The sequence below is a fragment of the Prevotella corporis DSM 18810 = JCM 8529 genome, from assembly GCF_000430525.1.
GTDB classification, from domain to species: Bacteria; Bacteroidota; Bacteroidia; order Bacteroidales; family Bacteroidaceae; genus Prevotella; species Prevotella corporis.
Window position 1 is genome coordinate 53,806 of sequence record NZ_KE387157.1, and the last position, 23,409, is coordinate 77,214.

The following is a 23,409-nucleotide window of genomic DNA, read 5'->3' on the forward strand; positions in this document are numbered from 1 at the left end:
TCTTCATTCTGCATTTTTGATTGATTGTCTGGTTGTGGGTTATATTCCTCTTCCTCGTCTTTTCTTTCTGTTGGCTTTGTATCTGATTTTACGCTGCCATGCTGTTTCTGCATAGTCATCACCATGTGCGGATGGTGTAATCAAATCGACCAATCCTTCCACTGCTTCATCGGCTGCGCTAATGGCTGCATCTGCCATTGTATCGATAGCCTGTGCAATCTGCGGAGTTTCTTTTGATGCTTGTGGTATGTATGAACGGCTTTTAGGTACAAGTCGGTAGCCTTTATCAGGTTGTTCTTCCTTTTCTATTGGCTCTTTTATCGTTTGGCGTGATTTCTTCTGTTCTTCCTTGTTGGTTGCTTCAAAGTTCTTTTGCAAGGAACGGTAGCCGAACTCCCTGCCAATTTCAGAAGCCTTGAAGGATTGCCCTGCGTATGAGAACTTCAAGCCATAGACCTTGCCCTGCTTGTTCTTCATGCGCTCTATAGTAATGCTCTTCTTGTTCAACTCGTTTAGGAACATGGAGTGTCCCGTGATACCTGTTCCTTTGTACTTGTCAAGCAGGGAATAACAGATTTGCTGCACCTCTTTCTTGGTTTGCTCTCTCGTTGGACTTGCTTTTGTCTTTTGATATTGCTTTTCTGCCTTGACCTCCTTTGCAATGGTCAAGCCTTTCTCTCTGCTTATTTCCTCCGCCACTTTTGCTGCCCTATTGCTCACAAAGGTGGTGTCATAGACTTCTCCATACAGACTGATACGGTTAGCGATGATGTGAATGTGCCTGTTGTTGGTTTCCTTGTGCGTTACTGCCACCCATTGGTGGTTGTCAAGTCCCATTCGCTTGGCAAACAAATGGGTTATCCGCATAAGTTCGGACACAGGCAGATTTTTCTCGTCATGCGGTGCGATACCGATTTCGATACGGAGAAACTTGTTCCTGCAACGACTGTTGTAGTTACTGACCACTTTCATTTCCTCATAGATAGTCTTTGGATCTCTGCTGCAAAGATTGTGGAAGGCAAGCCGACTACCGAGTTTGCCTTCCCTGAAAATATAGTCCAAAGCTGTGCTTCCGTGCGCTATCGCCTTGCATTTACCTATCATTTCTTGTTAGATTTAAGACCTTATATATTTCATCATCCACCCGAAAATGCGGGTCGTAAAACCGCTTAAATGCTTCTTTGGCACATAGCGAGAGGTTCTTTGTGATATGTAGCCAATCCTCGTCCTTGAAGCTTGATGAGATTGGAAATCTGCCCATAGAACCTTCCTGTATGTTGGAGAATGGCAATGGCTTCCCTCTCAATGTCTGTCATCTTGGGAACGGCTGCTACTTCTCCGTTAAGGGTACTGTCCTATAAAAGTGTGTAAGTCCATATTTTTATTATCTTTGTGTTTGGATATAAAATAAGAAAAAAATGGAACTTACACAATTACAAATTTCGGAAATTATTTCTAATTACACAAGCAGTAGTGAGGGTTTTGTTACTCTTCAGTCTTTAATCATGAACTCATTGATGTTTCACGAGCGTGAATTATTCGTCAATGATAATAAAGCTGAACAATGCAATGGCTTTCGTAGTCGTCGCTGGTATAGTCATGGCTTTGAGTTTTCTCTTCGTATTCCCCGTAGCCGTAGTGGTAATTTCTATCCAGTCCTTCTTGGACTGATACGTAACGAGAGCGAGGAACGCGCGCGTCTGTTCAATCTTCTTTACACTAAGGGGCTCACAACAGAGCAGATAGGCGAGATTTCTGAATGTGTCTATGGTCGTTCTTACAGCAAACAACAGGTTTCCTATTTGGCAAATGGTTGTCGTGATGATGTTGAGCAATGGCTTTGCCGTGATCTTTCCTCTCACTATTTGGCAGTCTATATCGATGCAACTTTTATCTCCACCCGTAGGGACAGACAAGTGTCAAAAGAAGCCTATTATACGATATTAGGCGTACTTGAGGACGGCAGCAGGGAGGTGCTTTCAGTGGTCAACCATCCCACCGAGGGCGCTCTATGTTGGAAAGACGAACTTGATACTCTGAAAGAAAGAGGCGTTGAGGAAATAGACCTGGTTATCTCTGATGCACTAACAGGCATAGAGAACGCCGTCTGTGCAGCTTTCCCTTGTGCTGCGCATCAGTTCTGTGTGGCACACCTCAAGCGTCAGGTTATCAACAGTGTTGCTCACAAGGATAAACCCACCATTGCTAGTAAACTCTCAGAAGTCTTCCGTATGGAAGATAACAGTGTGGATTCCTTGTGGGGATACGAACATTTAGACAGATGGGAAAAGAAGTATCCAACCCTTAGGAAATATAAGGCAGAAAGAAATATGGCATACTTTACCTATATGGACTTCCCAAAAGAAGTGCAAAGATGTATATACACGACAAACTGGATTGAAAGACTCAACAGAAAGTATAAGAGGACTATCAACATGAGAACATCTATGCTATCAGCACAAACGGTCATATTTCTATTGGGGTCAGTGGCAATGGAGGAGACTAAAAGTGCTTACAAAAGGAAAATATACCAATTTAAAAGTTGGAAGAAAATAAAGAAAAATGGAAATAGCAAGGATAAAAGAGAAGAATAGCTTACACACTTTTAAGGACAGTACCTACCTTCTTTTTAATTGCTGCCAGTATTTCACTCTTATTCATATTGCCAATATTATTTTATCTATAATTCCTTGAACGCCTCCAGAAGCATCTTCATGCCCGCTGTGGCTGTAGTCTTGAAATGAGTGAAGCCCAGTTGTGTGCATTGATCCATTTCCCCTGGGTCAATCACGAACTTAGGAACCTCGTGGTGAGCGTAGTTGATGAATCCCGCTGCCGGATAGACCTTCAGCGAGGTGCCGATTACCACAAAGATGTCAGCCTTGCTAACATAATCGATGGCCACATTCATACTGTCGATATATTCACCGAACATCACGATATAGGGTCGCAGTTGTGACCCATCCTCTGCCTTATCACCCACTTTGATAGGCGTTGTCAGCGGATATTCCTTCACGCATGTCGTTTGATTCTCTATCGAGCAGACCTTGTTCAGTTCCCCATGCAAATGAATGACATGAGAGGAACCGGCCCGCTCATGCAGGTTATCAACGTTCTGTGTGATAACAGTCACTTCATGCTCTTTCTCCAGCTCTGCTATCATTCTATGAGCATCATTCGGCTCCACTTCTGCAAGTTGTTTACGTCGAATATTATAGAAATCCAAACATTTCTGGGTGTCATTGTATAGTGCATCGGTGCTGGCAAGATATGCCCATTCCTCATTCGTCCACAATCCGTTCTTTCCACGGAATGTACTTAAACCGCTTTCAACACTTACACCAGCACCTGTCAGGAACACTATATGTTGTCTTGTCATAATCAATCAAAAAACAGTAATTGTATATTCTATATCGTCATCTTCAGCCATGTTGTACATTTCCATATGTGAAGCTTCAGGACAATCTTCCATATAGGTGGCTCCCCATGGAAGTCTCTTCTCTTTCTTTCCGTCATCAGGGTTCAGTCCTTCTTCCTGCATATTCTCACGGATGGCCTTTAGGATTTTTCTGTGAATACCGGGCATTTCTTCAGAGATGTAATCAGAATCCAAATACGCTCCATCTTCTTCAGCATTCTGCAGTTTGTAGTATAGGTTATCGGAAACATCCATGTCAAATGATGTTTCTCCTGCTTCGTCAAAGCCAAAGACCGTGTAGGTGACTTCTATTTCATTCATAGGTTGTTGTTGATTTTGAATTTAGAAACAAATACCGCAGTTGTACTCATAGAGCACTTCTTCTTTAATTCTCTTGATGGAAATAATGCTTTCGTTGGCATAGGTCACTTTCAGGGTTTCGCGTACGAGACCCTGCCATTCACTCCAATAGCAACACTCAATAGTTCCTTCTGTACCTCTCATTTTCACCTTTGGCGAGACCATATCTTTGATACCATATAGTGGAGCTTTTTCGTGTGGGTACAGAGCATGAATCGTTTCAAGGTCTTTATGACTGAATATATATGTACGTCTGATATATCCGCCATGCCAGAATGTTGGAAGGACAGTGGGAGCGATGTCGTACAGATAGGCTTGCCATATTCCCATTGCATTCCGATTGACCTTAATGTGATTAAAAGTGTCATCTTTTGATAGGGTGAGCGGTTCTGGCATGTCATCCAGATTGTTCTCCTTCTTTTCCTTGTCTATGGGGTATGTATAGAAACTGGATTCGTCACCCATACCCACATTAGTAGGAAGTTTCAGTCCAAGCGCATATCCCTTTTCAAGGCTCATGGCATCCAGCGTCTTGAAAAGATATGATTTGTCTTCATTCCTCTTGTCCTCCACAAGTTTGCTGATAGCCTTCAAAAAAGCATATCCAACTTTGGAAAACTCATTTTGCTGTTCCTCTTCTAACATCTGTTCAATATGGTATTTCATTGCGAGGTTTTCTTGTCCAAGAGCCTTTTTCAGTTTCTTGACAATGAGTTTGCTTCGTTTGTGGACAAAAGACTCCATGAACGTGCAATAGTCATCAACGGCTTTGAAATAGACATCTCGTTTTATGAACTTCATCAGGCACCATATCTGTGGAAGTACATCGGTAGGCTTGCCGTAATAGTCAAGGTAGTCATCCAGGAATAACCCTCTTGCCATTTTGTCGAAACCTTCAGAACCCTGTAGATGCCCCATCTGTTTACGCGCATTATACAGAGTTCCCTTTAATGACGGGTCAACCTTACCTTTGCCTGTCATCACATTATACACAGCTTTCAAGAACAGGTCAGTATATCCATGATAGTGGTAGGTGTCCTTGTCTGTATCTATGCTTTTCGGGAGAATCCACAAGTTTCCGATAGTGTCAAGCAAATGACTCACTTTGACTGCCCGTTTGTGTTGTTCCTCCGTAGGGTGGAAGTTCTGCATGCCCTTGAAGTATTGGTCCAAGATATTGGCACCGAACAGGTAGTGCATGTGATTCACATGAGTGACATTGTAGGTGTAATCCTCAATGCTGGCTAAATTCAACCCTGGCCACAGGTCTCCAAATGTTACAGACATGATAGCCTGTACGATATTGCATTTGTCAACACTGAAGGCGAACCCTTTACTGTCGCCAAAGATTTGGTCATCTTTTAGCGTGTTAAAGTCAAAATCAATTATCCTGTCAATGTCGCCATCCAACTTCTGGCCAATAAAATCACGAATCAGCTTTCTCTCGTATGTGCCGTCTTGCTTGTCAAGTTTCAGCAGTCGCTGTTCCTTGCGATATAGTCTCAGTCTTTCCTCTTCCTCCCTACGTTTCTTTTCCAAAGCCTCTTCTTTTCGCATTTTTTCAAATGCAGAGGGAATGAACAAGTCAATCTTCTTATACTCGCATTCACCAGATGTGTATCTTTGCCGGAAGCTGTTATAGCCCAGTCTTCCACACCCCATGATGCCGCTGTAAGGATCATCTGCCCATCGCCTTATGCCATTCGCATAAATACAAACTTCGCAGACATGATTCTCATATCCGACATACCAGATATCTTGTTGTCTCTTAATCTTTGTGGTTGTTCTTTTTTCCTGTGTGGGAGAAAACGATGGTTCAATAATCTCACGTTCCTCATAGATGTCATCCAAGGTAACATCGTCCTTGTCGTCGTTGGATTCTATACTCTCTGTCTGGGTTTCTTGTTTGGATTGATTTGCATACTTGAAATAAGTTTCCTCCCATTTCTTTAAGTAAGCATCCCATTGTTGAGTCGCATCAGCACCTGTTTCTGCTGTCAACAGATATACGAAAAGATACTCACTTGGCTCATCACCATTTACGCCAAACTCCCCAAGGGCATGGTTTACAGTAAGCCTGTCAATGTGCCAATGGTCATCTTTCCGTGTATAATGAGCCTCATAAGCACACATGCCCGTCCAACTGCGGTAGTAGCGTATAAACTCTTTGTCGCAGTACATGAACCAGTGGTCTTCTTGTGCTTCGGGAATATGTCCTCGACGGATTATTCTCATGTCTTTATCCGACAGGTTGATGTCTGTCAGTAATTTTGAGACATCTTTTTCCGGCATTGTCTCTATCTTCCAGCTATGTTCCGTGGCTAATCTTTCTTTATCAGGCAGAGGATTCTCCCCGTTAAAGAACCTGCCCATGTGACCCAAGCCAAGTTTCCAAAGCATGATGGCTTGAAACTCTTTCATAGGAGTGGAGTTTGGATTCTGCTGTTCTTTTTCTCGCAGTTCTTCTTCTTTTAATATATCCTCAGCAGCACTCTCATCACCATAACCTCTTAGGATGCTGTTTGGTACGTATCTGCTATAAAAACGTAGATCCACTGTCTTCATTTCATCAGGCAGATAATCGAGTGCATCCATCATCATATCTTCAGGAATTCCCCATATAGCTTCAGCTATGCTGCCAACGATTGCCCCTAAGGTGTCTGCATCAGCACCAAGACTTACAGCCCTGCGGACAGCATCTTCAAAGCTGTTACTCTGTGTTATAGTCCATAGCGCGACTGGTACAGTACCTTGACAAGTTTCATCGAATTTATTCTGTACATCCTCCTTGCGTAGGTTGATATTATAGCCAGAGAATCTGAGGCACTCGTCCATTAAAGCTTTCATCTGCTCCTTTCCGAATTGTGGAAAGCAGTTGTTTAGTTCGATGGCTTTATGGATGGCAAGTGCCACCGTCTGTGCACCCTTAATTCCTTCTGGATGATTGTGAGTACATTCTGCGCTTTTAGCAGCCATTGGCAACATTCCAAAGGCATTGAGTTTCGCCCATGCCACAGGACTGACACGCATTGCCGCACCATTACCGAAACTGTTGTATGGCTTTGGTTCAAGACTACAGACCCATTGTTCAAAGCGACCCCCATAGCCACCCATGGGATCTGGATAGCGGCGGCACCATTCATGAATGGTCTTTCCAAAATCTTCGTCACGCAGGATGGCGTCCATAACAGCAACTGTACAGATTGTGTCATCCGTAAAGTCACTACCTGGTGCGAATATTTCAAAATTATAGTCGTTTGTCGGATTAAACTCAAAACGGCTACCTGCTATATCACCTATGATTGCTCCTAACATAATTCCTTATTCTATTTTGTATTTCGGCTATATGGACTTAAATCGAACAATAGTTCTTTCATCTGTTCTTTTGTAACCTTACCTTTAAGTAATTGAAGCAGTTCTTCTTGTCGTGGCTGCCCCATTGTCAGTCGGTATAACGACAGGATGCCTATCAAACGTTGGTATCTTTCGTTCTCCTCGCTCATTGGGTAGATTGGTATAATACGTTCAATAAACTCAATGTCATTTCTGTCTCTGAATAGCTCATTATCCAATGGCAAGAACCAGAAAGGAACCATTTCCGGATAATCTTGTTTCAGAACCTGACTTGCTTCATCAAACATTTCATCCCAGGCAAACTTCTCAGAGAAAGCCTTTGCAATATTTCTTCTGACGGAAAGGCACTTGTACCTGTTGATACGACCTTCTCTTTGTTCAAGATTCTGAGGGTTCGAAGGCAGGTTCCAGTGAATCATTTTCCGACAATACCAATGGAAGTCCAGCCCTTCCTGGCCGATTGATGTTGAAGCGAGCAGGAAAGGACGGAACGGGCTGTTGAATGCGGAACGGACGCTTGTTGCATGAGTCACCGCTTGCTCCGTCTGCTTAGTATTGCCAAAATCTACCGCGAAATGCTTTCTCATACGTATCTTATCATCTTCCGAGAATCCTTGTAAGGTTCCTACTGGCTGTGGATAAGCAGACACGAGTGATTCCTTGATCCTTTTATTTACTTGTGTCAATGGCTTGTTCTCTCCAATCATATGGACAAACTCGTCAAGTGTTGCTTGGAGGTTGCCTAAAGCGCAGTATTCCAGCACTCTCAGGAAATAATCATCTTTCGTCTTGCATGTCAGTTTAACGGCTGCAATGCCATATCGATTGTTAAAGATACCCACAAGTTCCTTTGCGGCATCTTCAGCCAGGCTCTTGACCAAATCGCTATTCTCTTTTGAAATCTGTCTAAATGCTCTATATAGGCATGATGCTGGCGATGCTATTGCTATGTCTGCCAGCACATTGGCAGCATCTGTATAGATTTTTCCGGTTGTATCAGTCCCGTTATCCAGGGCTTGCATTAATAGCATGATGTCCACGGAACTGACTCTGTTTGTCCGTTCTGCCTCCATATCTGAAAGCCTTTTCTCTATCTTCTCCTTGATAGACTCCCGTATTTCGGCAAGACTTATTCCGTAGGTGGCTTTTGGTTCATAGAGACTAGATAAGTAAGTTGATACAGTATTGAATATGGACTCACCTTTGGTTTTGTTGTCATCGCGAAGTAGCCTCTTTACGTCATCTGAATATGTTGCGCCATGATATGCTCTTTTGTACAAGCGACGTTCTGATTCGTAGGAAATTAGCGAAGCCAGCATTTTAGGTACCATTCCCCATGAGGAGAATACAAGATATTTTGAGAAGTCTTTGTTTCTTGTAAATATACTCTCACCAGTCGTATAATATGGATGAGAGGGGGGTATCCATAGCAACTGCTCTACATGTGTTGGGTGCTTCTTGTCGCCAAATATGTCTTCAATGACAAAGTTCAGCCTGGCATTATTATATTGGGACAGGCTGTAGTTCTCAATGATATTTTTGTCGAGTAACAGGCAGTCAACTTTTGATTTCCTTTTTGCACCGGCTTTCCAACCATTTTGGATTTCCTCTTTTAACTTGTAGTTTTCCATAAAAGATAGCTGGAAGGCTGCCGATTTAGTATAATCCGTAGGAGCTGTGAAGACTCTCCGACCATAGCTACGGCAATGGTCTATCAGCTGCTGCATTTGGATGTAGGAGCGTATGTCACCTTCGGTCAGACAATGGCTGAGGTCGGGCATAACCTCCTTGATAATGCCGGTGTTCTGCCTTTCTGTTCTGCCCATTACGTGATATAGCATGTCTTCTGCCGCATGATGTTTTTGAACAAGCTCTCCGAAATCTGTATTGCCAAGATGGGGTAGTGCTGAAGAGTAGTTCTGCCAGATAATCTTGATGTCAGGAGCCGCGTCTGAGTTTTCATAAAGGAAGTTCAGTAATCGATGGAAGTCTTTGTATTGCTCATCGTTTTTGTTCTCGTTCAGTTCCTCAATGGTCGTATATGGTTTGTAGGGAGTTGCCGAAAGCAGTAAAATGAATGTGTCCCTGTTTGCAAAGAACTTTCTTGCCACCATATTTTCCTCGGAGTCCTTGGAAGAGTTCAGTTCTGTGGTAATCAGGGAGCTGAACTTTTGGAACTCATCCATTATGACCAGGTCTGGCTTCAGTACTTCTAGACTGATGTTGGCGAACATCTTTCTGAGAGCGATAATAAGATAATAGCCAGCATTGCTGCGATTCTCCATTTCCTCACCAGATGTCAGTCGCATCAGCTCATCTTTGATGGTTTTACCATTTTTGTATGTGCTGCTAAGATGTGAAAGCATCGCTTTTTTAATGACCATTCTATAGTCATCCATGTCTGGCTCTTGAACATATCCAACATAGCGGTCCCGAACCCCTATCCATCCCTTATAGGCATCTCTTTGCAACATTTCAGATAACGCTGTCATCCTGTTTCCGTCTTTGAATTCACATAGAAGTGTCAGACAAGCATATATCAGAGCACGTTCATCTGCGCTACCAGTTCCAAATGTCATTTGAAATGAAGTGGCTGGAGTCAGGGACAATACCAAGGTGTCTTTTTGGTTCTTCAGAAGATCCGTTTTCATCCTGTGATAAACGTAGTGTTGCATTGACAAACGGCTTTGAGCCAGGTCAACAGTCTCTCCCTCGTCAGAAAGCGTGTCAATGTTCTGTTGAGCGATCTGAAGGTTGCAGCACACATAGACGATGCAGTATATGTTATCATCCAATACACCATCCAGGCCTTTCACCTGCCTTACCACCTCAGATGCCACAGTCGTCTTTCCGAGGCCCGCCTCGTCAGCCACCAGCACCCTTCTCTGGCCATTTCGGAAAGCGTTAAGCACATGACATGCTGTTGCCCTTTGAAAGTCCAATGGATTATTCTTCATACGCCTGACTACTTTATAGCGTTAGCAAATTGTTTGAATATCTGGCTGAACTCTTTGGGAACAGTCTCAGAGTCGAGTTTTCTCAGTATTTTTTCTACTTGGAATATCTGTCCTGGGTTTACAGCTGCTACCCGGAGCATCTTTTCATAGACCTGTGGAAAGGCATGGCTGTCTTCCGCAGAACCGCCCTGACCAAAATCTTTAAAGATGCTTTCGTTTGACAGATATTGTACTGGAGTATCACTCAGCATCAGTTCAAGGAACCTAATGAAGTCATGCCTATTCTTGATAATGCTTTTGTAGATAGCTGTATCACGTTCATTTGGCATCCCTTCTGTATATATCCGGATGATTGCTTCATGATGTGTGCCTTCTTCTGACTGAGCGCTAATAATGTAAAACTCGGAGAGTTCATCTGCCGTTAGCCCTTTGAACACGGCTCTGCCTTTCCACTCCATAAGCATGTCACGTTTCTGTAACGGGGCAATAGAAACGGCATTCTCCAGCTTTTTTAGCGATGAGGAAACAATAACAGAAAAACTTCCGTCGCGATGCTTGGTAATCTTTGCTGTCAGGTCATCAGAGCACATCAGCTCTTTCATGGCCAATTCTGCCTTATCCCATCTGATGACTGTCGATGCATTCTCTGTCGGCTCATTCAGCCGCACAAACTTACTGTCCTTGTTGTCCTTCTCATAGAAATCCTTCAAGAATTGGTAGTATTTGCTATTACCATATTCGAATTTCAGACGCAACAAGAATTCCCCGTTTCGCTCAAATGCAGATTTCGTGGCATTGGCAGACCCCAGATACAAGTAGTGTTTGTCCCTGCCCATCCAAACGAGGTACATTTTAGCATGAAGATCCATACCACGGCTGGCTAAGTCATCTAATGCAATGAACACACCACCTTTTGAATCAAATGAATTGAAGATTTCGGGTATAACATATTCTTTTCTCGTGATAAGTGCCCGATGGTCTTTTCTATTGGGGTTGATTTTGTCTAATAATGACTTATCAATGAAGGGGGATATGATGATGCTCTCTGTTCCGCAAAGGTATTCCTCTACCTTGCCAAGGCCAAAATCTTCTTCGAATAGATAAGGATAGAAGTCATAATCTTCAAATGGACTGCTAATGTCGAATTTTTCTATACGTTCAATGTCTCTAGCAAGGGCTTTTACCTGCTTGGCTTTTTCCTCACTGATATTGGAATATGAAATGACCTTCTCGACGAACGTGCGAAGCCTCTTGTGCTTTGGATTGTCAATAGTGTTGCTTCCCACCTTTCCTGTCAGTGCCACAACGCAGTCGATAGCGTCAGAGTAAGCCATGTTTCTGCTTGAAACAATGAGTTTCATCAGTATATCCTTTCTATTGTCATTGTTGATTTCCCTGATGAGCCACATCTTAGGATGGAAATTGGCAGTCTTGTTCTTGGGGTCGAACACTTCAAAGATGTTCTTTTCCAAGAGCGAATACACGTTCCTGATTGTAGGAGGAACGGCAATGCCTCCTTTGTTGCAGAAAATCACCATCTTGTCACTGTTCTTCAGGATGGCTTCAAGCAATAGATGTGGGGCTTGCATGGCTTTTTCATCCGTATCCCCAAGCATCCCGAAAGCGAGGTGTGCTGTCAGCAGTGTATCAAAGCCAAGTGAATAGGTCATTCCCATGGCAAAGTCGGTGTGATAGTCCAGTGTAGGGGCTAACAAATCACCATACAAATGTTCTTGCATTATATTTTGTGCCATACTCTACTTGGGGTTTCTTATTTCATCAACCATAGTCCTAACGGTATTCCACCTGAACTCGTTATAGCCAGGATTACCTCTTTTGATGTTGTGATAGGCTTTATTTCCTATTTTGCTCCTTTCACGCTGGACGCTCCTTTCTCTGCTGGTAACAAGTGCATCAAGGCGGCTCAGTGCATTTATCCCTTCTTCGATTAGTGCTTTATGGCAATTCTCACAGAAGTCTGTCAGCATCGGGTCTTTCTCCCTTGTATAGTCGAATAGTGACGAATAGGTAGCTTGGTTTTTTATTGTCACTTTGTGAATTTCATACTGCTTTTCAAATGCAAGCTTGCATGCCTTTTCACCTTCTTCATTGTTAAAGCTGCTATAATAGGCATGATTAAAGCTCCAGTCCACAAGATTTATCAGTTTTGAGAACAAAACAGATTTCTCATATACATCCCTAATGTCTTCATCGAGTCCATCGAGTTGTTCTGAAAGGTCGTAATAGCTTACATCTTCTGTCAGAGTTAGTCTGGCTTTTTTCAGCAGATATGCAAGTAGCGTTCCCTTACAATATGGAGATTCAAGTATCTTGTCTTTTACGAATTTTGCTTCTGTAGCTGTCAGTGACAACGGCATGGAAGTTCCGCTCATGAAGTTGTATTGTTCGCCAGAAGTGAGTATTAGCTGTTTTTCGCCAGTCATTTCTTGTGCATCTCCCGTGTTGTCTTCTCCCTTCAATCGACGCTTGTTGTACGGTTCCTCAGCATCGATTTTGCTGATTTCCTTAATCAGCTGGTAAATGCTGGTGTCGGGAATCATGCCGTATGTGGCCATTCCGCTCCCATAGATATAGGTCGGGTTATACTTAACGAATTTTGTATAGTCAGACAGTGCATCTTTATATGTGTTGATGCCAGTAATACCTTTCTTTGAACTCCCGTCATCATGTTCTGCCAACTGACGAGTTATTTGTATTTCCCTCTCAATTATGAACCGCTCCACTTCGCGTACACTATTGAATTTCCTGCCGCAGTGGGCAGCATGATAGTATAAAGAGGGCAAGACGGCAAAGTACTTGGCATGATGCTGAAGCGTTGATGTGCCAGGGAACAAGGTGTCGGAAAAGTGGTCACGCACCCTTCCAATCCCCAATTCCTCAATTGCTCCCGGTTCAGACAGCAACTGCATCATCTTGGAAATACGTTTTTTCTCTTCTGTATTGAAGTTTACAAATCCCAACTGCATAGATTCTTCCTAATTATATTTATTAAAAGCCTCTTTTCCAAGCTGCCACAAATATTTGTCAATCTGTTTGACAGAGAAAGCTTGCAACCCATAGAAAGACTTAAAGGACTGGATAATATTGTAATAACTACTGTATTCTTTCAAGTTTGATTCTTTAAAAGCCATGAAGCCATCTCTATTACGGAAGTACTTCAGCAATTTGTTGAAATATGACACCTTACTATTGCGGGCAAGCGGGTTATCCTTTATCCTCTTTCGGTAGTCATGCCCTCAAGCGACAGCCTCGTTTTCGAGATAGTCCTTGAACCCCTGCACCCATTCGGGCGTTATGTCGGAAAAAGTTATATTTTCCCGCTTTTCATATTTCTTCAAATGGTGTAGGCAAGAATACCAATTACCCCAATTACCTCTGCTCTCCGTCCCAAGACGCTTTTCGCATAACGAACGGTAGTAATCGAAGAAACGGGTATTGGAGGCAAACTGTGATTGAAAGCCATATTGTCCGTTACGGAGTTCCACGACACGCTTTGCTCGGATAGCGTCGGCGAGCAGGAGCGTTTGCTTGTTTTTCTCTTTGTCCGCCCGTGTCCGTTCAGGAACAAGATACATTTTCAAATACTCATACGACTGCTTACCATTCAGGTATATGTCGAGATAAGGCTTATCAACCCCGATGATGTGCGCCTTTGACGTAAGCGAATAGGCTCTTTTGATTTCCCCATAATTTTTGTTGCGCATTTTGTTGTTTTATCATTTCAAGCAACAAAGTAATAACAAATAAACGACAAAACCAATACAATTATCGCGAAATTACGATTTATTTTCTGATTTTATATCTCATTGGTTTATAATAGTATATTTCGCAATAATTGTATTGGTTTTGTGTTTGAATTGCTCGTGAATCTATATGCTTACTTACCGATGCAGAAGTGCTTGAAGATATTTCCTAAGACTTCGTGAGGAGTGATTTGGCCGCCAGTGATTTCTGCCAATTGCTCAAGACAGATGCGGAGATCTTCGGCTATGAGGTCGCCAGAAAGACCGTGGTGCATGGCATCGATGATGCGGACGAGGGTGTCGTGGGCGGCTGTCAAAGCAGCGTAGTGGCGGGCAGAAGTGATGATGACGTCGTTCTCGGTTATTTCCGGAATTTCGGCCGCGTCATACACACGCTGCTCCAGTTGAGAGATGCCAGTTCTGTGCTTTGCGCTGATTGTCTGTTGGGCAAAGGGCTCGCAGTTGGTGAGAATTATGGGGCTTGCTGTGGGGCTGAGGTCTATTTTATTCTGTACGACGATTATTTTTTTGTCCGCCGCATACTGTTTCATCTCTTCCGTTTCTTGCTGTGAAGGCTGTTCATCGAGAAGCCAAAGGACGATGGCGGCCTCGTTCAGCTTCTGATAGGTGCGTTCGATTCCGAGATTTTCAATGGTGTCGTCGGTCTTACGGATGCCTGCTGTGTCGATGAAGCGGAAGGTGATGCCGTTGATTTGCGTTGTGTCCTCTATGACGTCGCGGGTGGTTCCGTGGATATCAGACACGATGGCTTTGTCTTCGTGCAACAGGGCATTGAGTAAGGTGCTCTTGCCTACGTTTGTTTTTCCGATGATTGCTACGGGAATGCCTTGCTTAATGGCATTTCCCGTCTCGAAGGAGTGGGCGAGGGTGGTGATGCGGTTGTCAATTCGCTGTGCGAGTTCTAATAGTTCGGATCGATCGGCAAACTCCAATTCCTCGTGATCGGAGAAGTCGAGCTCCAGTTCGAGCAGCGATGTCATTTTGAGCAGTTGTTCTCTCAGTGTGGTCAGTTCAGATGAGAAGTGCCCTTTGAGCTGACTTATGGCCATTTTGTGTGTGGCCTTGTTGGTGGATGCTATCAGGTCAGCCACGGCTTCAGCCTGACTGAGGTCCATTTTCCCGTTCATGTATGCCCGCATGGTGTATTCTCCGGGTTCGGCCTGTCGGCATCCGTTGGCAATGAGGGTTTGAATGATTTGCGTAACGATATACTGTGAGCCGTGGCATGCTATCTCAACGGAATCCTCTCCTGTGTAGCTGTGTGGCGCGCGGTAAATGCTCACCATGACATCGTCTATCGTCTCTTGTCCATTGTTGAGCAACTGCCCATAATGAAGTGAGTATCCCTTGGCCTTGTTGAGCGGTTTGTTGCTTTGGGGGTTGAAAACCGAGTCAACGATGTCTATTGCTTTTTCCCCCGAAACTCTGATAACGGCAATTGCGCCCCCGACTGGTGTTGCGAGGGCGCAAATGGTATTGTTATCTTGCGATATAAGTTTGTTCATTTAGATTCTGTCCAAAACAGTCTTGATGAGTCCGTCGATGGAGTTCTTATATCCGGTATTGGCTTCCTTTGCCCGACGGTTGGCAATCACCATGCAACAGGTGAGCGCACGGTGTCCCATGAGTTTCGCCAGTCCTGCCAATGCCGACGACTCCATTTCAAAGTTAGTGATGCGGTGTCCGTTATATTCGAATGCCTCGACCTTGACGTTCTGTGTTGGATCGGCCAGCGGAATGCGTAGCTCTCGTCCCTGTGGGCCGAAGAAACCTCCGCAAGCGATGGTCACACCTCTGACCATGTCGTCGGCAGCGATGCGGTCGAGTGTCTCCTTGTCTGCGTCGATGACGTAGGGTGCGCCCTTTTGTGGATTCCAGTCCATGTGTTTCTTGAATGCTTCCTCAAAATCGAGGTCGCATGCCTCATTTCTGCCAGCATAGAAGTTGAGCAATCCGTCGAATCCGATGCTCTTCTCGCTTGCGATGTATGTTCCTACTGGTGTGTATTCCTGTAGTCCGCCACATGTTCCGATACGGACGAGTGTGAGAGAGCGCAGTGGCGATTTCTGGTGTCTTGTCTTGAAGTCGATGTTGGCCAGTGCGTCGAGTTCGTTGACTACGATGTCTATGTTGTCGCAACCAATTCCCGTGCTCACTACCGTGATTCGTTTTCCTTTGTATGTACCTGTTATGGTGCGGAATTCGCGGCTTTCCACCTCGCATTCCTTTGTCTCGAAGTGTGAAGCGACCAACGAAACTCTTCCTGGGTCGCCAACCAGTATCACCTTGTCGGCAAGAAATTCTGGTTTCAGGTGTAGGTGGAAAATACTTCCATCCTCATTGATGATTAGCTCTGATGGAGCAAAAAATTTTTCTTCCATAATGATTAATTATTTGATTGACTCGTACTGTTATCCCACAAAGTTAGTCGTTTGGGGTGAGACTGACGAATATGGTCTCGTTTTTCTTGTCTTTTGCCTTGCCTTTTGGTGTCAGCTTGTGTTGTCTGCTCAAAGCTGCGAACCCGTCAGGACTGTGCGCCTTTTCTTGCTGTGTTGGCTGTTGCTGGCTGGTAGCTGTAATCCTGGTTGGTCATCAGTTTCCTAAGCATCCTGTAGTTGGCATTTCTCGTGGAACGGTGGCGCATGGTGTCGATGCGTGATCTGTCGATTTGGCATGTGGTTTTCCGTCTTTGCGTCGCCTTTTTCTCTACATTGAAATCCTTGACCTGCTGTATGAGCGGTTTGACGATATCCTTGAACTTCTCAGGATATGTCAGGCGTGCTGTGTACCATGTGTCGTTCACGAGCAGCGCCTTGGTATAGTAGAGTGTTTCCTCGTCTTCGTGTCCTGCCAGCACATAGTAGTTGCCGTGAACCTTGGTGTATGTGCTGTTTTCCTTCATCATCTTCATGGCCGTTTCCACATCCCATTCCAGATTGTTGTTGCTTCCCCACACCGAGAGTGTGATGCCGTTGTAGCTGAAGTCCTTTCCCTCGCCACTTTCAGCCTCTTCCTGTGGCACGAGCACATTGAGGTATTTCATCTTGTAGCCATATCGCAGGTTGTGATAGGTGCTTACTTTTGCATGGTCGATTTTGTCCTTCATGCTCTTCAGCTCCATCTTTTCCTCTGGTCCCAGCTCTTCGGGCGTCATGGCTTTGATGCTGTTGATAGGATCGGTCTCGTAGGAATATTGTTCTTTCTCGTTGCCGTTGAAGCGTGGTATCTCCCGTTCGTCCGCATCACGTTCGATGTTTGCCTGTGCGTCAGACTTCTTGCCGCCCTGTTGGCACGCTGTTCCTACGAACAGCATGACGAAGAGCAAGATGATGTTTCGCATCTTTTTAGCCGGTATTCCCATTGCTGGTTGATAGTCATTTAGGTGCTTCATACTCACGTTTGCATTGCCGACGCATGCGGTTGTCTGTTTCTTGTAATTGTAACAGTGCTACAAAGATAATAAAAAAACGCAGACAAATCTCTTATTCTTTTGCTTTTTTAGCATTTCCGACACGGCAATTCGGCTGATTTTTCCGCTTCTTTGCCTTCGATGTTCATGACCGCAGTGCCTGTGCAGCGTCGCTTCTCACTTTTCAGTTCAGGCGAGGCGGCCTATCGTTTGTGTTGAAACAGTGTCGTTGCCAGTACGCCGATGATGACAAGTGCAGCACCGATGAAATGGTAAGGATGGAGCTGTTCGCCCAGAATCATGATGCCTCCCATGACCGAAATCACAGGCGTGAGGTTGTTGAGCACGGCAACCTGCGACGCTGGGATGTGGGCCAGTGCGTAGTTGTTGAAAAGCGAGGTGACCAACGACGACAAGACGCCGAGGTAGAGGATGGCATAGATGAATTGTAGGTCGAAAACCGGTGCGAAATAGTCCGCCACAGTGCCGTCGGCCATGTGATAGCCCAAGGCAATAACGTTGAAAACCACGTCTGCCAGTATAATCATCACGACGGTGATGTCCATCGAACGGTAGTTGTGGTTGATTTTCCTGCCGAAGATATAATAGAAAACTATCGACAGAACACTCAGCAGAATGAGGATGTTGCCCAGCATACTGTCGCCCTGTATGGCCGTTCCGCTCATCAGGAAGATGTAGCACGTGCCGCCAATCGACACGATGACGCCCACAATCTGCCCGAAAGAACTGCGTTCCTTGAGCATGACCGATGCCAGAATGAGCGTCATCACTGGTGTGATGGCCGACAGAATGCCCGCCTCCGATGCAGTGGTGTATTGCAGTCCGATGGCCTGCAGTGCGAAGAACAGCAACGGATAGAACACCGACACTGACAACAACTGCCACAGTTGCCTTCGGTTGAGTTGTGGTTTCTCGACATAGCCGAGCATGAACACCACGAAAAGGGCGATTGTTGCCGCATTGAAGCGGTGGGCGAGCAGGTCGAGTGGGGAGGAGACACGCAGCGCTATCTTCACGAAAACAAACGACAGTCCGATGATGAGCGTTGACAGTGCCATGCCAATATAGGCCTTTGTGTTACTCTCGTGTGTGGTTATTTTCTTCATTTTACGCCTTTTCCCCTTCTTTCCAACGTTTCAACCGCTTCATGCCACGTGTGAACAGCCAGGCCATGATTCGGTTGTGTCCGCCCTTCATCATTATCTGACGGCAATGTTCCTGAAATTCGCGCACATCGTTGCATTCATCTGTGAACTTGCCTTCTGCATAACAGTAGCTGCAATAGACGTCGCTCCTGCTTCCGTCGGCATTCGTTCCGCCTTGTTGCGGGTCGTGTTTGAGTGGCATTCCGCAACTCTGGCAAATCTTATTCTTTTTCATTATATGTAGTTATGTAAAAAGTCACTCCTTGATATTCGCCACATTCGGCTCCAATCCGTTGAGATAGCGCCATGCATGCAGATATTTGTTCAGTCGGCTGAGGTCGTTTTCCTTCAGATCGGTCAAGCGGGTGAGGGTCATATTGTCCTCCAAGTCGGCTATTTTCACCTCATGCGCCGTGGCATTCCGTTCGCATCGTCTGATGAACTCGGCATAAGTTTCACCCTTTTTGCGTGTCAATGCAACCACGGCCTCTACCGTTTCAGCTGAGAAACCGAGTCGGCGCAGTTCTTCCTCGGTGGTATCAGTGTCCTCAAGAACATCGTGGAGCAGGGCAGCCATCTTCTTTTCGCACACGCATCGTGCCGAAACGCGTACGGGATGGAAATAATAGTCCATGCCAGCCTTGTCTTTCTGTCCGTAGTGCTTGTGCATCAGTAGGTTGAGTGCCTTGAGATAAAGCTCGTGGTTCTCACCTTCCCAATTGTCCATAAAGCGGCATTCGGGCACGAATGTCAGGCGCAAGCCCTCCAATCGCGCAACGGTGGCTGGTTCGTTCCAACCCCAGTGGGTCATGCAATCGGCCATCCCAAGCAGCTGTTTCTCAATGGTTTCGATGTAGTTCTTGCCACATGCGAAGTCAATCACGTCGGCCAGCTCGTCGCACTGTGTGCGATAAACCCCGTTATCCTCGTCGTAGAGCAGACGAAAAGTATAATCTCTGTTCATAGTCTCTTTGCGGTTTGTTTCCGAATACCACTACAAAATTACTCATTTTGTCATGAAAGGACAATAATATGTCAGATTTTCTTCTTCTTTTATTTCCTTCATGGTGGATAGTGGCTGCCCTTGCGTTTTTTTTGAGTGGTCAAAAATATTGACAAAAATCCATTTTTCTCACCTCGTCTGCAACGGTTTGTCTCGCAGTGTGTTAGCGTGTCACTGGCGATAGGTCAGGAATTGTCGTGCAAAACCTGACCTATTGACGTGCAAAACCTGACCTATTGTCGGTTGAAAGCTGACCTTTCACCTTGCGATTGGTGAGCAATGGCAGTGCGATGCTGAAAATATTTTACAATCATCTGGTTGTCATCCCAATGGATGGCTCGACCTATTTTTTCATTTTTGCCTTGCGTGCGTACTCGAAAAGCGACCTTGGCAAGTGGCAGTAGCCCGTCGGATTCTTGTCGAGATAGTCCTGATGATATTCCTCGGCTCTGTAGAAGTTTTTCAGCGGTAGCAGTTCCACTTCGAGAGGAACGGAGTGTTTTCGCTCCTCCTTGTCGAATACCTTGCGGATGATGTCCTTGTCGGCCTTGTCGGTGAAGTAAACGCCGGTGCGGTACTGTGTTCCGTGGTCGTTTCCCTGTCGGTTGAGACTCGTTGGGTCGATGGAGTCGAAGTAAAGGCCGATGAGGAACTCAAGGCTGACTACCGACGGGTCGTAAACGATGTGCACGGCCTCGGCAAAGCCCGTGCGGTCGGTGCAGACTTCCTCGTAGGTGGGATTCTTGGTCGTGCCGTTGGCATAGCCCACCTCTGTGGAGACGACTCCCTCTATCTGCTTGATGTAGTGTTCGGTACCCCAGAAGCAGCCGCCGGCAACATATATTTCCTTCTCTTGCCGTAGGAGTTTCATGTATTTTCCGTATCCTTCCTTTTCCATATCCTCGATTGGTATGAACTTCAGCGATGCGCTGTTGATGCAATAGCGCAGCCCTCCCTTGTCCTTCGGGCCATCGTTGAAAACGTGTCCCAAGTGGGCATTGCCCGTCTTGCTTCTGACTTCGGTGCGCTGCATGCCGTGCGAATTGTCGGCATGCTTGTCGATGAGGTCATCGCTGATGGGTTTCGTGAATGCGGGCCACCCGCATCCGGAGTCGTATTTGTCGGTCGATAGGAACAGTGGCTCGCCCGTTGTCACATCGACGTAGATGCCCTTTCTGAACTCATCGTCGTACTCGTTGGTAAAAGGCCGTTCGGTGGCAGCGTGTTGGGTCACCTCGTACTGTTCGGGAGTGAGCCTTGCACGTAGCGTTGCGTCGTCGGGCCTTGTGAATTTAGTCTTTTCTTCCATGTTTTGTCCTTTCGTTTTCGGGTTGGTTGTTGATGCACGCTGCTGACTGCAAGCAGCAAGCAAAAAGGCCATCACGAGGAGTGACAGGCTTAGGATGATAGTTTTCCCCATCTCCAACGTGATACTGTTGTTCGCTGTTGGTTTTCTCACAGGCTGATGGTTATGATAGTAAACTGATTGGGGATGCTTTCTGACGGTTATTTCTCGCCCTTATCCTGAAGGAATCGCTCTGCCTCGATGGCGGCCATTGCGCCAGTGCCAGCGGCTACCACACCTTGGCGGTAGATTGGGTCGGCAACGTCGCCGGCTGCATAGACTCCTTCGATGTTGGTGGCTGTCGAGCGAGGCTTGGTAATGATGAATCCCTGCTGGTCGAGTTCGAGTTGTCCTTTGAATAGCTCAGTGTTCGGTGTGTGACCGATGGCGAGGAAGAAACCGTCGATGGCGATGTCGTAGTTCTCCTCGTTCTGTTCGCCCTTGTTCCTTACCAAATGAGCGCCCTCAACACCCTGTTCGCCGAAGAGACCGACTGTGTTGGTGTTGAAGAGAATCTCTATGTTCTCCTGTTCCATGACGCGCTTCTGCATGATTTCGGCAGCACGGAGGAACGGTTTGCGTACAATCATATACACTTTCTTGGCCAGTCCCGACAGGTACATGGCCTCCTCGCAGGCTGTGTCGCCACCGCCGACGACGGCCACCGTGCGCTTGCGGTAGAAGAAACCGTCGCATGTGGCGCATGCACTGACACCCTGTCCGCGGTATTTCTCCTCGTCGGGAAGTCCAAGGTACTTGGCACTTGCTCCCGTTGCTATGATTACGGTGCTGGCCTCAATGACGTTGCCTCGCTCATCCTCGCAAATGAACGGGCGCTTGCTGAGGTCGGCCTTGACGATAGCTCCGTCGCGCACGTCGGCGCCTACGTTGACGGCCTGCTGGTTCATCTCCATCATGAGCTGGTTGGCGTCGATGCCGTCCTTGAAACCGGGGAAGTTTTCAATGATAGTCGTAGTTGTCAACTGTCCACCGGGCTGGATGCCACGGTAGAGTACTGGCTGCAAGTTAGATCGGCTTGCATATATGGCAGCTGTATAGCCCGCCGGGCCGCTGCCGATGATGAGTGTTTTTACCTTTTCCATATAGTTGTTATTGCAAAAATTGTTATGTAATTTCGTCGGTGGCTCACCGTCGGTGTCTATTTTATGGGGAATAGGCCGAAGAGACGGTCGTCGATCATGTCTGTAACCTTCTGAAAGTCTTGCGAATTGTTAGCAAAGTCGATGTTGTCGCCATCGACAATCATCAGGTGTCCGTCGTAGGACTTGATCCATTCCTCATATCTCTCGTTGAGACCCCGGAGGTAGTCGATGCGCATGGTTTGCTCATACTCGCGTCCGCGCATCTGTATGTGGTCGATGAGGTGGGGAACGCTGCACCTTATGTAGATGAGCAGGTCGGGGAGCTTGACGAGGCTGAGCATGAGGTCGAACAAATGGGTGTAGTTGTCGAAGTCACGGTCGCTCATGAGTCCCATATCGTGCAGATTGGGGGCAAATATCCTTGCGTCCTCGAATATCGTACGGTCTTGGATGACGGTGTCGGCCGATCGCGATATCTCCACTACGTCGCGGAATCGCTTGTTGAGGAAGTAGATTTGCAGGTTGAATGCCCAGCGGTTCATATCCTCATAGTAGTCAGCCAGATAGGGGTTGTTATCGACGGGCTCGAAATGTGCCTTCCATCCGTATCTTTTTGCGAGCATGGTGGTGAGTGTTGTTTTTCCAGCTCCTATGTTTCCAGCTATTGCTATATGCATATTCGTTATTGTTTTACTTGTTTTTGAAACGTTATTAGAATAGTCCGAAGAGCACACGGTCGATCTTGTCGGTGATGAAACCAAAGTCCTTGGGCTCATGTTCGTAATCAAGCTCGTCAACATCAATGGTCAGCACACGTCCTTTATACTGGCAGTTGATGAAATCCTCGTAGCGCTTGTTGATGTTCTCAAGGTAATCGAGTGGCATTTTCTGCTCATAGTCGCGTCCTCGCTTCTCTATGTTGGCTACAAGGTGACTCACCGGTGCCCGTAGATAAATCATCAGGTCGGGATAGCGCACGATGTCGGTCATGTCCTCGAAGAGTTCCATGTAGGTTTGGTAGTCGCGCTCGTCGAGATTGCCCATGGCGTAGTTGCTGGCGGTGAACACATAGACGCCTTCGTAGATGGAACGGTCTTGGATGATGTCGTCTTTGCTTTCGCTTATTTCAATTAGGTCCTTGAAACGCTCCTTGAGGAAAAATACCTCCATGGGGAACGACCAGCGCTTGATGTCCTTGTAATAGTCGTCGAGATACGGATTGAAGTCCACCGACTCAAACCTTGGCTTCCAGCCGTAACGCTTGGAGAGCATTTTGGTGAGCGTTGTCTTTCCGCTTCCTATGTTTCCTGCTATTGCGATGTGCATTGTCGTATTGTATGGCCACGTCCCGCCACATGGAACGGTGTGAACAACCGTCGGGTGGGTGAGCGGTGGCCGCTTTGTTGTGTGATTACTATTGTTGTTGTGGTCTGTCGTAGCTCGTTGTCAGCTGGCGGAGGGGAGGATGATGCCTCGGCTTGCCGCATGACGTGAGGCAGACACTGC

The 23,409-nt window shown here is 46.0% G+C and carries 20 protein-coding genes and 1 pseudogene; 2 read left to right on the forward strand and 19 right to left on the reverse strand.

Translation table 11 applies throughout. The features are described from left to right. Window positions 1-39: 39 nt before the first annotated feature. Window positions 40-1,104 (reverse strand): relaxase/mobilization nuclease domain-containing protein, encoded by a 1,065-nt coding sequence (locus H515_RS0111640; protein WP_025874942.1) that lies wholly within the window; start codon window positions 1,102-1,104, stop codon window positions 40-42. Next, window positions 1,094-1,346, reverse strand: a pseudogene (locus H515_RS13575) (plasmid mobilization protein); the annotation flags it as partial. The gene H515_RS0111640 and the pseudogene H515_RS13575, both read right to left, overlap by 11 nt. Window positions 1,347-1,418: 72 nt before the next feature. Here H515_RS13575 and H515_RS0111650 point away from each other — a divergent pair. Beyond that, window positions 1,419-2,594 (forward strand): IS256 family transposase, encoded by a 1,176-nt coding sequence (locus H515_RS0111650; RefSeq protein ID WP_028901986.1) that lies wholly within the window; start codon window positions 1,419-1,421, stop codon window positions 2,592-2,594. A gap of 86 nt (window positions 2,595-2,680) precedes the next feature. Here the strand turns inward: H515_RS0111650 and H515_RS0111655 are convergent, their stop codons facing one another. The 17 genes from H515_RS0111655 to H515_RS0111735 form a co-directional block, all read right to left on the reverse strand. Beyond that, window positions 2,681-3,379 carry a Sir2 family NAD-dependent protein deacetylase gene (locus H515_RS0111655; protein ID WP_025874944.1) on the reverse strand — a complete coding sequence of 233 codons (699 nt, stop codon included), beginning with the start codon at window positions 3,377-3,379 and terminating at the stop codon, window positions 2,681-2,683. Window positions 3,380-3,385: 6 nt separating this feature from the next. Further along, on the reverse strand, window positions 3,386-3,739 hold the full coding sequence (locus H515_RS0111660) for a hypothetical protein (RefSeq protein WP_025874946.1): 354 nt from the start codon (window positions 3,737-3,739) through the stop codon (window positions 3,386-3,388). A 21-nt stretch (window positions 3,740-3,760) separates the two neighbouring features. Further along, window positions 3,761-7,093: an ADP-ribosylglycohydrolase family protein gene (locus H515_RS15255; protein ID WP_081410173.1), complete on the reverse strand. Its 3,333-nt coding sequence runs from the start codon at window positions 7,091-7,093 to the stop codon at window positions 3,761-3,763. A gap of 11 nt (window positions 7,094-7,104) precedes the next feature. Beyond that, window positions 7,105-10,089 carry a helicase-related protein gene (locus H515_RS0111670; protein ID WP_025874955.1) on the reverse strand — a complete coding sequence of 995 codons (2,985 nt, stop codon included), beginning with the start codon at window positions 10,087-10,089 and terminating at the stop codon, window positions 7,105-7,107. Window positions 10,090-10,097: 8 nt separating this feature from the next. Further along, window positions 10,098-11,843, reverse strand: a complete 1,746-nt coding sequence (locus H515_RS0111675; protein ID WP_025874957.1) for a phospholipase D-like domain-containing protein — start codon at window positions 11,841-11,843, stop codon at window positions 10,098-10,100. A 3-nt stretch (window positions 11,844-11,846) separates the two neighbouring features. Further along, window positions 11,847-13,076 carry a DUF6361 family protein gene (locus tag H515_RS0111680; protein ID WP_025874959.1) on the reverse strand — a complete coding sequence of 410 codons (1,230 nt, stop codon included), beginning with the start codon at window positions 13,074-13,076 and terminating at the stop codon, window positions 11,847-11,849. Window positions 13,077-13,346: 270 nt separating this feature from the next. After that, window positions 13,347-13,814: a phage integrase SAM-like domain and Arm DNA-binding domain-containing protein gene (locus H515_RS15160; protein WP_051274784.1), complete on the reverse strand. Its 468-nt coding sequence runs from the start codon at window positions 13,812-13,814 to the stop codon at window positions 13,347-13,349. Window positions 13,815-13,987: 173 nt separating this feature from the next. Further along, entirely contained in the window at window positions 13,988-15,379 is a 1,392-nt protein-coding gene (gene mnmE / locus H515_RS0111690; RefSeq protein WP_025874960.1) for a tRNA uridine-5-carboxymethylaminomethyl(34) synthesis GTPase MnmE, read from the reverse strand. Next, window positions 15,380-16,255, reverse strand: a complete 876-nt coding sequence (locus H515_RS0111695; protein WP_036890522.1) for a nucleoside phosphorylase — start codon at window positions 16,253-16,255, stop codon at window positions 15,380-15,382. A gap of 146 nt (window positions 16,256-16,401) precedes the next feature. Beyond that, the gene (locus H515_RS0111700) at window positions 16,402-17,268 is read right to left on the reverse strand and encodes a hypothetical protein (protein ID WP_028901988.1); all 867 of its coding nucleotides are present in this window, start codon (window positions 17,266-17,268) and stop codon (window positions 16,402-16,404) included. Window positions 17,269-17,489: 221 nt separating this feature from the next. After that, window positions 17,490-18,413 carry a DMT family transporter gene (locus H515_RS13600; RefSeq protein ID WP_025874970.1) on the reverse strand — a complete coding sequence of 308 codons (924 nt, stop codon included), beginning with the start codon at window positions 18,411-18,413 and terminating at the stop codon, window positions 17,490-17,492. Between the two features lies 1 nt (window position 18,414). Then, on the reverse strand, window positions 18,415-18,687 hold the full coding sequence (locus H515_RS0111710) for a zinc ribbon domain-containing protein (RefSeq protein ID WP_025874972.1): 273 nt from the start codon (window positions 18,685-18,687) through the stop codon (window positions 18,415-18,417). Window positions 18,688-18,708: 21 nt separating this feature from the next. Beyond that, window positions 18,709-19,416 carry a hypothetical protein gene (locus tag H515_RS15165; RefSeq protein ID WP_238300063.1) on the reverse strand — a complete coding sequence of 236 codons (708 nt, stop codon included), beginning with the start codon at window positions 19,414-19,416 and terminating at the stop codon, window positions 18,709-18,711. A gap of 382 nt (window positions 19,417-19,798) precedes the next feature. Beyond that, window positions 19,799-20,764: a bifunctional methionine sulfoxide reductase B/A protein gene (locus tag H515_RS0111720; protein ID WP_231728353.1), complete on the reverse strand. Its 966-nt coding sequence runs from the start codon at window positions 20,762-20,764 to the stop codon at window positions 19,799-19,801. A gap of 197 nt (window positions 20,765-20,961) precedes the next feature. Then, window positions 20,962-21,903 carry a thioredoxin-disulfide reductase gene (gene trxB / locus H515_RS0111725; RefSeq protein WP_028901990.1) on the reverse strand — a complete coding sequence of 314 codons (942 nt, stop codon included), beginning with the start codon at window positions 21,901-21,903 and terminating at the stop codon, window positions 20,962-20,964. Between the two features lie 56 nt (window positions 21,904-21,959). After that, window positions 21,960-22,580: a deoxynucleoside kinase gene (locus H515_RS0111730; protein WP_025874976.1), complete on the reverse strand. Its 621-nt coding sequence runs from the start codon at window positions 22,578-22,580 to the stop codon at window positions 21,960-21,962. A gap of 34 nt (window positions 22,581-22,614) precedes the next feature. Beyond that, window positions 22,615-23,229 carry a deoxynucleoside kinase gene (locus H515_RS0111735; RefSeq protein WP_028901991.1) on the reverse strand — a complete coding sequence of 205 codons (615 nt, stop codon included), beginning with the start codon at window positions 23,227-23,229 and terminating at the stop codon, window positions 22,615-22,617. Here H515_RS0111735 and H515_RS14665 point away from each other — a divergent pair. Then, a complete protein-coding gene (locus H515_RS14665) occupies window positions 23,224-23,397 on the forward strand; it encodes a hypothetical protein (protein ID WP_154653710.1) in 174 nt (57 codons plus the stop codon). The genes H515_RS0111735 and H515_RS14665 overlap by 6 nt on opposite strands. The last annotated feature ends 12 nt before the right edge of the window (window positions 23,398-23,409 follow it).

Coding starts and splice junctions, on each gene's coding strand:
- H515_RS0111640 (WP_025874942.1), bottom strand. CDS start 1,104: ATGATAGGTAAATGCAAGGCGATAGCGCACGGAAGCACAGCTTTGGAC.
- H515_RS0111650 (WP_028901986.1), top strand. CDS start 1,419: ATGGAACTTACACAATTACAAATTTCGGAAATTATTTCTAATTACACA.
- H515_RS0111655 (WP_025874944.1), bottom strand. CDS start 3,379: ATGACAAGACAACATATAGTGTTCCTGACAGGTGCTGGTGTAAGTGTT.
- H515_RS0111660 (WP_025874946.1), bottom strand. CDS start 3,739: ATGAATGAAATAGAAGTCACCTACACGGTCTTTGGCTTTGACGAAGCA.
- H515_RS15255 (WP_081410173.1), bottom strand. CDS start 7,093: ATGTTAGGAGCAATCATAGGTGATATAGCAGGTAGCCGTTTTGAGTTT.
- H515_RS0111670 (WP_025874955.1), bottom strand. CDS start 10,089: ATGAAGAATAATCCATTGGACTTTCAAAGGGCAACAGCATGTCATGTG.
- H515_RS0111675 (WP_025874957.1), bottom strand. CDS start 11,843: ATGGCACAAAATATAATGCAAGAACATTTGTATGGTGATTTGTTAGCC.
- H515_RS0111680 (WP_025874959.1), bottom strand. CDS start 13,076: ATGCAGTTGGGATTTGTAAACTTCAATACAGAAGAGAAAAAACGTATT.
- H515_RS15160 (WP_051274784.1), bottom strand. CDS start 13,814: ATGCGCAACAAAAATTATGGGGAAATCAAAAGAGCCTATTCGCTTACG.
- mnmE (WP_025874960.1), bottom strand. CDS start 15,379: ATGAACAAACTTATATCGCAAGATAACAATACCATTTGCGCCCTCGCA.
- H515_RS0111695 (WP_036890522.1), bottom strand. CDS start 16,255: ATGGAAGAAAAATTTTTTGCTCCATCAGAGCTAATCATCAATGAGGAT.
- H515_RS0111700 (WP_028901988.1), bottom strand. CDS start 17,268: ATGAAGCACCTAAATGACTATCAACCAGCAATGGGAATACCGGCTAAA.
- H515_RS13600 (WP_025874970.1), bottom strand. CDS start 18,413: ATGAAGAAAATAACCACACACGAGAGTAACACAAAGGCCTATATTGGC.
- H515_RS0111710 (WP_025874972.1), bottom strand. CDS start 18,687: ATGAAAAAGAATAAGATTTGCCAGAGTTGCGGAATGCCACTCAAACAC.
- H515_RS15165 (WP_238300063.1), bottom strand. CDS start 19,416: ATGAACAGAGATTATACTTTTCGTCTGCTCTACGACGAGGATAACGGG.
- H515_RS0111720 (WP_231728353.1), bottom strand. CDS start 20,764: ATGGAAGAAAAGACTAAATTCACAAGGCCCGACGACGCAACGCTACGT.
- trxB (WP_028901990.1), bottom strand. CDS start 21,903: ATGGAAAAGGTAAAAACACTCATCATCGGCAGCGGCCCGGCGGGCTAT.
- H515_RS0111730 (WP_025874976.1), bottom strand. CDS start 22,580: ATGCATATAGCAATAGCTGGAAACATAGGAGCTGGAAAAACAACACTC.
- H515_RS0111735 (WP_028901991.1), bottom strand. CDS start 23,229: ATGCACATCGCAATAGCAGGAAACATAGGAAGCGGAAAGACAACGCTC.